Annotated in this window: 10 protein-coding genes and 1 tRNA gene; 5 read left to right on the top strand and 6 right to left on the bottom strand. The window is 58.1% G+C overall.

The window, feature by feature from the left end; all coding sequences use genetic code 11:
* Nucleotides 1-184: 184 nt before the first annotated feature.
* Nucleotides 185-457: a late competence development ComFB family protein gene (locus G5253_RS20285; protein WP_005343036.1), complete on the top strand. Its 273-nt coding sequence runs from the start codon at nucleotides 185-187 to the stop codon at nucleotides 455-457.
* Here the strand turns inward: G5253_RS20285 and G5253_RS20280 are convergent.
* Nucleotides 452-661, bottom strand: coding sequence for a hypothetical protein (locus tag G5253_RS20280; RefSeq protein ID WP_005357820.1), 210 nt, complete (start codon nucleotides 659-661; stop codon nucleotides 452-454). The genes G5253_RS20285 and G5253_RS20280 overlap by 6 nt on opposite strands.
* Before the next feature lie 300 nt (nucleotides 662-961).
* Between G5253_RS20280 and nhaC the strand changes: the two genes are divergently transcribed.
* Nucleotides 962-2,371, top strand: a complete 1,410-nt coding sequence (nhaC, locus tag G5253_RS20275; protein WP_005357819.1) for a Na+/H+ antiporter NhaC — start codon at nucleotides 962-964, stop codon at nucleotides 2,369-2,371.
* Between the two features lie 138 nt (nucleotides 2,372-2,509).
* On the opposite strand, the gene erpA is transcribed toward nhaC, so the two are convergent.
* From erpA to clcA, 3 genes are all read right to left on the bottom strand, one after another.
* Complete coding sequence (gene erpA / locus G5253_RS20270) at nucleotides 2,510-2,860, bottom strand: iron-sulfur cluster insertion protein ErpA (protein ID WP_005340225.1); 351 nt, start codon at nucleotides 2,858-2,860, stop codon at nucleotides 2,510-2,512.
* A gap of 87 nt (nucleotides 2,861-2,947) precedes the next feature.
* A complete protein-coding gene (locus G5253_RS20265; RefSeq protein WP_213390412.1) occupies nucleotides 2,948-3,643 on the bottom strand; it encodes a DUF6776 family protein in 696 nt (231 codons plus the stop codon).
* Nucleotides 3,644-3,734: 91 nt separating this feature from the next.
* Nucleotides 3,735-5,123: a H(+)/Cl(-) exchange transporter ClcA gene (clcA, locus tag G5253_RS20260; protein WP_033136489.1), complete on the bottom strand. Its 1,389-nt coding sequence runs from the start codon at nucleotides 5,121-5,123 to the stop codon at nucleotides 3,735-3,737.
* 244 nt (nucleotides 5,124-5,367) lie between these two features.
* On the opposite strand from clcA, the gene hemL reads away from it, so the two are divergent.
* The gene (gene hemL / locus G5253_RS20255; protein WP_266135294.1) at nucleotides 5,368-6,654 is read left to right on the top strand and encodes a glutamate-1-semialdehyde 2,1-aminomutase; all 1,287 of its coding nucleotides are present in this window, start codon (nucleotides 5,368-5,370) and stop codon (nucleotides 6,652-6,654) included.
* A 217-nt stretch (nucleotides 6,655-6,871) separates the two neighbouring features.
* Nucleotides 6,872-7,687: a hypothetical protein gene (locus G5253_RS20250; RefSeq protein ID WP_266135293.1), complete on the top strand. Its 816-nt coding sequence runs from the start codon at nucleotides 6,872-6,874 to the stop codon at nucleotides 7,685-7,687.
* Here the strand turns inward: G5253_RS20250 and G5253_RS20245 are convergent.
* Both G5253_RS20245 and G5253_RS20240 read right to left on the bottom strand, forming a co-directional pair.
* On the bottom strand, nucleotides 7,602-8,504 hold the full coding sequence (locus tag G5253_RS20245; protein WP_266135292.1) for a sulfite exporter TauE/SafE family protein: 903 nt from the start codon (nucleotides 8,502-8,504) through the stop codon (nucleotides 7,602-7,604). The genes G5253_RS20250 and G5253_RS20245 overlap by 86 nt on opposite strands.
* Nucleotides 8,505-8,800: 296 nt before the next feature.
* A complete protein-coding gene (locus G5253_RS20240) occupies nucleotides 8,801-9,550 on the bottom strand; it encodes a DsbA family protein (protein ID WP_216979577.1) in 750 nt (249 codons plus the stop codon).
* Nucleotides 9,551-9,747: 197 nt separating this feature from the next.
* On the opposite strand from G5253_RS20240, the gene G5253_RS20235 reads away from it, so the two are divergent.
* A tRNA-Ser gene (locus tag G5253_RS20235) sits at nucleotides 9,748-9,835 on the top strand.
* Nucleotides 9,836-10,507: the final 672 nt, after the last annotated feature.

Here is a 10,507-nt window from a genome sequence, read left to right as displayed (position 1 = left end):
CGGAATTGGTAGACGCGCTAGCTTCAGGTGTTAGTGTCCCACGGATGTGAGGGTTCGAGTCCCTCTCTTCGCACCATTCATTACGCAAAAGGCCCATCACGAAAGTGATGGGCCTTTTGTTTTTACTCCTTGTTATGGCTATGCTTTGACGACTCCCCGCTCATCGTCATGCCAAGGAACGCATATGATACTGGATACCGACATTCACAACTTTTACGAACATCTGGTGCTCAAGGAGATTGAGAAACAGGGGCTGCAGCAGAAGCTCAACAGCGATCAGATGGCCGACCTCTGCTGCCTCACCCTCAACCAGCTTCCGGCCCACTATATTCGACACAATGTCGACATGATCTACTTCCTGACCGACGCCAAGCGCACCGAAATGGAAAAGCTGGTGGTCGAATCGCTCAAGGTGGCACAGCAGAAGATCAAGCAGGCTCCCGTCAAAAGCTCATAACCAGGGCTGCTGCCAGAGCAGGGTAACGATACCGGTCAACCCGGCCACTGGCAGCAAGATCAAGGCGGGCCGCAATCCGGGCTCCAGCATCACCCAGGCAGCCAGCAGAAAACCGGCACTCCAGGTGCCGTACTCTTTATCCTGACCCCATGCGAGTACAGCCACCGCCACCAGCAACATCATACCCCGCAATATCCAGCGCATTGTTTTCTCCCCAATCAACAATTGATAATAATTATCATCTTCATCTACTGGGGATGCAAGTGGCGTCACAAGCAGGATTCGTATGCGCCCCCTGTGTCAACAGGCCGCTCAAAAACGGGTTATGAGATCAACTAATTTGTGATTTTTTCAATCAAATGTGCATTTTTGCCAATTTGATGGGGCTTTAACCCGCCGGGTTTGTGGTAGATTGCGGCCTCTTTTTGGGTTGCCTCCTCGGGATCGATGTATCCACAGGACGAGAGGGAGTGACCTTGGCGAGCAAGAGTTTAGGAAGTATCTATGCAAAACCAACAAAACCACATCCGACTACCGGGCATGGCACAGGTGTTTGCCTGTCTGGCCATTTTCCTGGCCCTGGCATTCTCGTTCACCAGCGTGCTCGATCTGCCGATCCAGTTGGCGTTGTTCATCGCCTGGTTCGTCATCATGGGGCTTGGCATCAAACTCGGCCACGATTACAAATCCCTGGAACAGGCAGCCGTTGACGGCGTTGCCAAGGGAATGGGGGCCATCCTGATCCTGGTCTCCGTCGGTGCTCTGGTCGGCACCTGGATTGCCGGTGGCATAGTCCCCAGCATCATCTACTTCGGCCTCAAGGTGATTCACCCGTCCATCTTCCTGCTGGCGACCCTGATCATCTGCTCCCTGACCTCGCTGGCCACCGGCACCTCCTGGGGCTCTGCCGCCACCGCCGGTATCGCCATGATGGGGATCGGCCACAGCCTCGGCGTGCCTGCGCCGCTGGTAGCCGGTGCCGTGCTCTCCGGCGTCTATTTTGGTGACAAGCTCTCTCCGCTCTCCGACTCAGTAGTGCTGGCTTCGACCATGTCCAACGTCGACGTGGTGGAGCATATCAAGGGGATGCTGCCTATCAGCCTGCTCTCCTATGTCATCACCGCCGTGCTGTTCACCGTGGTGGGCATGCAGTATTCGGGTAATGTCAGCCTGGAGCAGGTCAATCTGGTGATGGAGGCTCTCGACAACCAGTTCAACATCACCCCGCTGGCCATAGTCCCCGTGGTGCTGGTGCTGGGTCTGCTGGCCAACCGCAAGCCCGCCTTCCCGGTGATCAGCTTCGGCGCCCTGCTGGGCCTGATCTGGGCCATCGCCTTCCAGGGCATGGATCCGGTCAAAGCGATGCACTCAGCTTATAGTCCGTTTGCCATCACCTCCGGCATCGATTTTATCGACAACATTCTCGGTCGCGGCGGCATGGAGTCCATGCTGGGCTCGGTCGCGGTCATCATCTTCGGTCTCGGGTTTGGCGGCCTGCTGGAGAAGGTTGGCATTCTGGAAGTGATCGCCAGCGCCTTCGAGAAGCGCATCAATAGCGTCGGCAGCCTGACCAGCCACACCATCGGCACCGCGTTTCTGGCCAACGTGTTCGGCTCAGCCATGTATGTGTCGCTGATCCTGACCCCCAAGATCATGGCCAAGAACTACGACCGACTGGGACTGGCACGCAAGAACCTCTCTCGCAACGCCGAGTTTGGCGGCACCCTCACCTGCGGCATGGTGCCCTGGAGCGACAATGGCATCTTCATGGCCGGGGTACTGGGAGTGGCCACCCTCGACTACCTCCCCTACATGTGGCTGAGCTTCACCTGCATCATTGTGACCATCACCCTCGCCTACATGGGCAAGGCGGTGAACCGGATCCCGCTGGTCGCGGCGGCAAGCTCCCGCTAAGCCATCCTGCAAACAACAAAGGCGCCATCAAGGCGCCTTTGTTGTTTCAGAGAAATGCTGTTTGATGGAGCACACTGATCACCACAAACAAAAACAGCCCTCGTTGCCGAGAGCCGTTTCATCAGACCGATACGCCGATCAGATGGAGAAGCTGGAGCCACAGCCACAGGTCGTGGTGGCATTGGGGTTGGTCACGGTAAAGCGTGAACCTTCCAGACCCTCGGTGTAATCCACACTGCCGCCTACCAGATATTGCAGGCTCATGGGATCGATCACCATGGTGACGCCATTCTTCTCGACTACGGTGTCCCCGTCGTTGATCTTCTCATCAAAGGTAAAGCCATACTGGAAACCGGAGCAGCCCCCACCCGTGATGTATACCCGCAGCTTCAGCTCGGGATTCTCTTCCTCGGTGATCAGGTTCTTCACCTTGTTGGCCGCCGCATCCGTCATCTGGATGGGCAGCGGGGCTTCTGCTACTGCACTCATTACTGACCTCACAACCATTAGATCCACAAACATGGAAACCGCGAAATTATCCAATACCCGACCATTCAGTTCAAGTATTCACCACGTTTAACCGGCCGCGGGAACCGGAGCAGGCGGTGTGGCGACCAGCGGCTTGATCACCTCGCCCCACTCAACCAGCAGCTCTTGCGCTGGTTGCCTGCCATCCTTGTTGATGGTGACACGGATCCGATCCGGCACAAAGCCTTCCGGCAACTGCCAATTCCCTTCCAGCAGCTGGAAATAACGCAGGGCATAACGCCACTCGCTCACCTTCATTCCGAGGTCGCGACCGGTCAGCGTCTTCGGCTTGTCGGCCAGGCTCCCCTCGACCCGGATCTGCACCTGACCGCGAAACAGCTCCCGCTTCTTGGCAGGCTGGGTCAGTGCGAGGCGGTAGTGGTAACGACCGGGAATGCTGGTCTCCTGCAGAGTCAGGTTGTCGATCACCACACCCACCTGTTCGCCGGTGGGGCGCATGATCCGCTCGAAAAAGGCCAGCTGGCGCTTGAGCTCCTGCACCTGCGCCTCCTGACTCTTCAGGGTGGTCTGCAACTGCTCGAAGGCCGCTTTCTGGGTCGCCAGCTGGGTATCTTTCACCCCCAGCTCTGTCTTGAGCTGGCCGATGGCCTTGCCCTGACGATCCAGCGTCTCCTGCTGCACCACCAACAGACTGCTCTGGGCCAGCTCCTGGCGGTTACCGACAAAGTAACCGATGAGCCCGCCAACGGCTAACACGACCAATAACTTCAATAGATTGGACATAGCCCCTCATCCCGTTATCACGCCATTTACGGCAGCGCCTCTCCCTTCACTATACCGATCTGACCGGGGCCAAAGGCGATAAAGGGAAAAATTAACTGGCCGTGGCGCTGCCATCACCCCGCTTTTGACGCGCAGCGAGCCGTAAAGTTCGCTCCAGGATCTGTGAATAGATGGGTCGGCCACCCAGCCACTGGGCAACCAGAGTCGCCCCGACCGTGGTAATCATCATCGGCAGGATCAGCTGATAGTTGTCGGTCATCTCGGTGACCAGCACGATACCGGTGATGGGGGCACGCACGGTGGCAGCAAACAGCGCCCCCATTCCGGCGATGGCAAAGGCGCCGGGCTCGATGCCAAGCTCCGGAAACGCCGCATGAAACAGATGGCCAAACACCACGCCAAACAGGGTGCCCAATGCCAGGGTTGGCGCAAACACCCCGCCCGGGGCACCGGAGCAGAAGCAGATAAGGGTCGCGACCAGCCGCACCGAGAAGATGAGGAACAGGGTCGCCATCGCATACTCATCCCCCATCAGATGAGGAATAAGCTCGGTGCCGCCCCCCGTCACCGCAGGGGCAAACAGCGACAGCACGCCGAAAGTACCGGCAACCAGCATACCGATGGCCACAAAACGGTGGCGCTTGTTCTGGTGCAGCGCCAGATAGCCATCCTGACAGGCCAGCACCAGCTTGTTGAAGACAAAACCGAGCACCCCGAAGGTGGCCCCCATAAAGAGGAACAGCCAGAGCGCCTTGAGGGCTGGCGCATCGTAGTGAGGCAAGGTGATCACCGCCCCCTGCCCTTTCATGTTCTGCAACATCAAGGTCGCCATGATGGCGGAGATCCCCACCGCCTTGATGGCCAGAAAAGAGTAGCGAAATTGCGGTCGCATCTCCTCCATCACGAACAGGATGCCTGCCAACGGCGCATTGAAGGCTGCCGCCAGACCGCCCGCCGCACCGGCGGCCAACAGGGCATGGCCATGCTCCTTGGGCAGCCGGAAGATATCCGCCACCATCTTGCCGAGGTTACCGCCGATCTGTACCGAAGGCCCCTCCCGCCCCAGCACCATACCGGAGCTCAGGGTACAGATGCCACCGAAGAACTTGACCGGCAACACTCGCCACCACCGCACCGGGCGCAGATCGTCCATCGCCCCCTCGATCTCGGGAATGCCGGAACCACCCGCTTCCGGGGCAAAGGTATGAGTGAGGAAGTAACCGACAAATCCCAGCAAGGCGCTGAAGCCAAAGCCAAGCAGACCGAGCTGCCACCAGGGACGGTCTGCCAGCAAGGCGATACGTTGTTCTGCCAGCCAGTGGACACCAGATTCGAACAGGCCGCACACCAGTCCGGCCAGGGTGCCGACCAGCGCCGCCAGCAGCAGCACCAGCAAGGGCATCTTGTCTTGCCGGATAATGCGGGAAAGCGGCCCCCGCGAAGAGGTATCGGCTTCAGAGGAGAGAGCTTGTTGCGCCATCTTGTTACACCAACTTGGAAAAACCATATCGTCAGCTAGCTGAGATCAGGATCACCCGGCGCGTTGCTCGGCTGCCCAGGGCTGGGGCTTTCTGCTATAGTCGGCCCGTTAAATTTTTGTCACGGGAGCAGACCGAGAGTCCGGGTGGCGAGAGCGCAAAGCATACTCCTGATGCTCCGGCCTGCCGAGTCTCAATCGGCTGCAATCCCTTGTGTGACGACCAAAATCCCATTAAGGATGATCCATGTCAAAATCAGATCAGCTGTTTGAACAGGCCCGCCAGACCATTCCGGGTGGCGTCAACTCACCGGTCCGCGCCTTCAATGGGGTCGGCGGCACGCCCCGCTTCATCGATCACGCCGATGGCGCCTATCTCTATGATGTGGATGGTCAGGCCTACGTGGATTACATCGGCTCCTGGGGCCCCATGCTGCTGGGTCACAACCACCCGGCCATCAAAACCGCCGTCATCAAGGCCGTTGAGAAGGGGCTGAGCTACGGTGCGCCGACCGAGATCGAAGTGCTGATGGCCGAGAAAGTACGCCAGATTGTCCCCTCCATGGAGCAGGTGCGGATGGTCAACTCCGGCACCGAAGCCACCATGAGTGCCATCCGTCTGGCCCGTGGCTACACCGGCCGCGACAAGATCGTCAAATTCGAGGGCTGCTACCACGGCCACGCCGACTCCCTGCTGGTCAAGGCCGGTTCCGGCGCCCTGACCCTGGGTCAACCCAACAGCCCGGGCGTTCCGGCCGATTTCGCCAAGCACACCCTGACCAGCGTCTTCAACGATCTGGATTCGGTGCGTGAAGCCTTCACTCAGTACGGCAGCGAGATCGCCTGTATCATCGTCGAGCCGGTCGCAGGCAACATGAACTGCATCCCGCCGGTCCCCGGCTTCCTGGAAGGGCTGCGCGCCATCTGTGACGAGTTCGGTGCCCTGCTGATCCTGGACGAAGTGATGACTGGCTTCCGCGTCTCCTTGCGTGGTGCCCAGGGTCACTACAACATCGATCCGGATCTCACCACCCTTGGCAAGATCATCGGTGCCGGCATGCCTGTTGGCGCCTTCGGCGGCAAGAAGAAGGTGATGCAGCACATCGCCCCGACCGGCCCTGTCTATCAAGCGGGTACTCTCTCCGGCAACCCGGTGGCCATGGCGGCCGGTCTCACCATGCTGGATCTGCTGCTGGAGCCGGGTCTCTATGAGCAGCTGAGCGCCAAGACAGCGCGGGTTGCAGAAGGGCTGAAAGCGGCCGCAGCCAAGCACGGCATCCCGCTCGCCATCAACTATGTGGGCGGCATGTTCGGCTTCTTCTTCACCGAAGAGAACGAAATCACCCGCTACGAGCAGGTCACTCGCTGCGATATGGAACGCTTCAAGCGCTTCTATCACCTGATGCTGGAAGAGGGTGTCTATCTGGCGCCGAGCGCCTACGAGGCAGGCTTCCTGTCGCTGGCTCACGGTGACAAGGAGATTGAACACACCCTGGCCGCCGCCGAACGCAGCTTCGCCAAGCTGGCTGGCTAAATCGCCGCTGGTTGTCGCAAAGGGCCCGTCATGGGCCCTTTTCTATTACAGAGACTCCATCACCACACAGGGCGGCAATACGCCCATTTCTGGTGCATTACCCCCTCGTCATCCACCGATTTGTCATTCTCTGGTGCAACTTACCCCGCCATCCCTGTCATAAAGCAGGCCCACTATTTGCACATTCACCACAAGAGCCCACGTCACCGAGGTCCATATGGCAGAGATGAGCCCCATCGATGTGCTGCGGCGCTATCAGGAGTATCAGGAGGAGCTGACCCCGCTACTGCAGGGGCTGCTCAGCGCTCCCCTTGCCTCGCTCAAGGGGTATCCCTTTGTGGTCAGCATTGACCACTATCAGGGGCCGATGTGCATCCAGCCTGCAGCACCGGCCGCCCATAATCGGCTGCACCTTATCGTGCAGGGGCAAGGACGGGAGATCACCGTCTGTCTGAATCAGCTGATTGGCTGGTTGATGGGGGACAGGGAGCGCCGCCGCGCCATGCCCTGGTTCAAGGCGGTCTATGTGGTGCTCAGCATGGCGCTGTTTCTCATCGTCGCCACCCTGATCTGGCACGGGCTGGAGCAGCTCTACCAGCTACTGTGCGGCGAGCAGCAGAACCAGCTCGGCGCCTTTAGCGCCATCATCTTCCTGACGCTGGCACTGGCGGTGTTCGATCTGGGCAAGACCATTCTGGAAGAGGAGGTACTGCTGCATAAGGATATCTTCCGCCACAGCGCTATTCGCCGCACCATCACCCGCTTTATCGCCGCCATTCTGATCGCGGTCTCCATCGAGGGGCTGTTGCTGCTGTTCAAAGGCTCGCTCGGCCAGAGCGAGCTGCTCTGGCCAGCGGTCGGGGTGATGGGGTGTGCGGTGGGGTTGCTGCTGGCGCTTGGTCTCTATGTCTATCTGGGGGCCAAGGCCGAAGCGGCACTGGTACAGGCTAGCCTGCGCTCTCCACCGCCAGTTGCACAGGGGAGCGACGCGCCGCCCGCCAGGAAGCGTACATGGTCCAGGAGGTATAGATGACGATAAAGGCAATCAACCACTTCAGCATCTCCATATCCATGGATTTGACCAGCATGGCGGCCAGCACCACACCGATGGGGCCAAAGATGGCTACCGCCAGCACCGCCTTGGCATCAAACGCCCCTTTGCGGATAAAGGTGCCTGCGGAGAAGACGCTAAGCACGGCGGTGGAGCCCATCATGATGGGAAACGCCGCCAGCGGGTTCATCCCCAGCATATAAACCAGCGTCATGCAGGGGGCAAACAGGCCGATACCGACATTCATCAATACCCCGAAGATGAAGTTGCCAAGCAGGGCGATCGCCAACTTGTAGCCGCTGAGCCCCATCGCATCGCCGCCTACAGGGAAAAGCCCCAGCAGACCGGCAAAGATAAGCCCTGCGACGACCAGTAAGGAGATAGCCATCACCAGCCGGATGGTCTGCCGATCAAACGAGGCCACATGGCGAGCCCCCCAGGCAGCGCCCGCTGCGGCGGCCATCATCATGCTGATCAGCGTCAGCGGCTCCACTGCGACTGCACCGACGAAGATCAGCGACTGAGTCACGGTCGGCAGCACGCACTGCCCATTGAGGGTACCCGGCAGCACCCGATCATCGATCAGCTTGAACTGCTTGTAGCAGGCGGTCTTTACCGCAAAGCTGCCCACCCCCAGGGTATCGAGGAAGTTGGCAACCCCACCGATCAACGCCACCGGCCAAAAGGGGGTCGCCTCAAAGGATCCACTCTGCTTCTTCCGCCAGCAGGCTTGCACCAGCATGAAGACAAATACGAGGCCTCCGGCTATAAAAACCAGCCGTAAAATATCAACTAACATAGGGGTTTCTCCTGCAACGGGCGGCGATTCTAAGGCAAGCAGCAGAAAAAATCTTGACCGGAATTAAGCAATGCTCACGACACACCTCGGCGAGGCGAAATATTTATCAATAGACTCCGAACGACTCTGCTAATACTTGTTACTGAGGCCAACAGGCCGGGTCCTGAGCACGTTGTTATGGTCCTTTCGCGACGACCACTTGTGCCAAAGGACATAATAAAAAAGAGGGCCGGTAGTGATACCGACCCTCTTTCTGTATCTGGCCGGGGCGCTGGGCCCTCGACCATGACAACTGCTTATTGAATGCTCTTGCCGGCACGCACGTCCTTGATAAACCCCATCAGGCTGGCCAGATCACGGGGGGCACCGCGCAGGATCTGATCACCGATGATGAAGGCTGGGGTACCGGAGATACCGAGCGCTTCAGCCAGCGCACGGTTGGTACCTAGGTTCTGGTCAATACTACCATCCTTAATCTTGGCCTCCACCTTACTCCAGTCAACGCCGGCCGCCACAGCCAACTGCTTGACCTGTGCTTCATCAGCGAGCGGGCCCTGATGGGTATAGAGCTTCTCGTGGAACGCTTGGTACTTGTCAGGCTGACCCAGCTGGACCGCCAGCGCAGCACGGGCTGCGAAGTAGGAGGACTCGCTCAGAATGGGGAACTGCTTGTAGATGTAACGGATATCTTTATCTTCCGCCATCAGCTGCTTGACCAGCGGATGGGCCCGTTTGCAGTAACCGCAGTTGTAATCGAAAAACTCCACAATGGTCAGCGACGCCTTCGGATTCCCCATCTCGGGATCCTGATTGGCATAAAGCTGCTTGGAGTGAGCCTTGATCAGCGCCTTGTCACTCTCGGCCTGCTGGCTCTCTTGCTTGGCACGCAGGGCATTGGACATCTCGACCAGGATCTCGGGATTCTTGACCAGATAGTCGCGAACGATTTGCTCGACATCGCTTTTGGTCAGCTCGCTTGCATGTACCGGCGTCGCCAGCAGGGTCACGCCAGCCAGCGCGCAAAACAGGGCATTTTTAATAGTCATAACGTTATCTTGCAGAGGATATGATAGAGGCCACTATAGTGGTTGACTCTGTTTTCAAGTCAAGTTATCTGGCCAAAAAAGCGCTTGATGCACCCTGATTGCCACTTTTTCATGTCGTTTCGTGCAATTAACCAGCAATCGAACCGGACGGGGATTTACAAGCCGGATCAGCATGGTAATATTCGCCGCACTGCTGCGGAGGGGTGGCAGAGCGGCTGAATGCACCGGTCTTGAAAACCGGCGATGGGCGACCATCCGTGGGTTCAAATCCCACCTCCTCCGCCATTCATACCGAGCCCATGCAACCATATTGCGTGGGCTTTTTATTTGCCTGCGATTTGCCACTCCTCATAGATCTCAACACATTAGTCTTCTTCAACTCCTTTCTTGAGCTTCTCACCTGCGGGCTCAACAGCTGCCACAAGATCACCTATCAATATCGAACCTCTGCATTCCTGTGCGAATCCCTTCCCAATTCCTTATTACCCCAAACAACAAGGACCCAAAGCAGCAACCACTGCGCCTACGTGTTAGCACAGCCAACACACTCTCTGGCATAACGTCAGTGGGCGACTAACAAAATCATGGACAAGCAGAGGGCTCAAAAAGAAAGACTTCAGCTAACACAGGACGCAGATGCCCAGGAAAGATCGCAAGCAAGAGATCGTGGCGTACAGGCGAGCATAGGATTCGTGGGTCATTACTACGCCAGAGCCGCCATACAGAGCGACAGCGGTTCAAGAGTACCAAGCGGAACATCAGGCTATTTGTAGAACCAGAAAGCAGCGCCGAGTAACAATAAGAACAGAGGAAAGGAGATAGGGCCGGTCAAAAATCAGGCTACCTTCTGAGTTTCAGGTAATAAAAAACCCCGCTCGATGAGCGGGGTTTCTTGTATTGGGTGCCTGGCAGTGTCCTACTCTCGCATGGCGAATGCCACACTACCATCGGCGCTAC

The organism is Aeromonas sp. 602658, from assembly GCF_049173005.1.
Taxonomy (GTDB): Bacteria; Pseudomonadota; Gammaproteobacteria; order Enterobacterales; family Aeromonadaceae; genus Aeromonas; species Aeromonas veronii_A.
This window is presented reverse-complemented; position numbering and strand designations above follow the sequence as displayed.

What these genes read in the sequence shown, in the direction of transcription:
- G5253_RS20265 (WP_213390412.1), bottom strand. Translation starts at nt 3,643, where the DNA reads ATGTCCAATCTATTGAAGTTATTGGTCGTGTTAGCCGTTGGCGGGCTC.
- G5253_RS20250 (WP_266135293.1), top strand. Translation starts at nt 6,872, where the DNA reads ATGGCAGAGATGAGCCCCATCGATGTGCTGCGGCGCTATCAGGAGTAT.
- G5253_RS20285 (WP_005343036.1), top strand. Translation starts at nt 185, where the DNA reads ATGATACTGGATACCGACATTCACAACTTTTACGAACATCTGGTGCTC.
- nhaC (WP_005357819.1), top strand. Translation starts at nt 962, where the DNA reads ATGCAAAACCAACAAAACCACATCCGACTACCGGGCATGGCACAGGTG.
- clcA (WP_033136489.1), bottom strand. Translation starts at nt 5,123, where the DNA reads ATGGCGCAACAAGCTCTCTCCTCTGAAGCCGATACCTCTTCGCGGGGG.
- G5253_RS20245 (WP_266135292.1), bottom strand. Translation starts at nt 8,504, where the DNA reads ATGTTAGTTGATATTTTACGGCTGGTTTTTATAGCCGGAGGCCTCGTA.
- G5253_RS20280 (WP_005357820.1), bottom strand. Translation starts at nt 661, where the DNA reads ATGCGCTGGATATTGCGGGGTATGATGTTGCTGGTGGCGGTGGCTGTA.
- G5253_RS20240 (WP_216979577.1), bottom strand. Translation starts at nt 9,550, where the DNA reads ATGACTATTAAAAATGCCCTGTTTTGCGCGCTGGCTGGCGTGACCCTG.
- erpA (WP_005340225.1), bottom strand. Translation starts at nt 2,860, where the DNA reads ATGAGTGCAGTAGCAGAAGCCCCGCTGCCCATCCAGATGACGGATGCG.
- hemL (WP_266135294.1), top strand. Translation starts at nt 5,368, where the DNA reads ATGTCAAAATCAGATCAGCTGTTTGAACAGGCCCGCCAGACCATTCCG.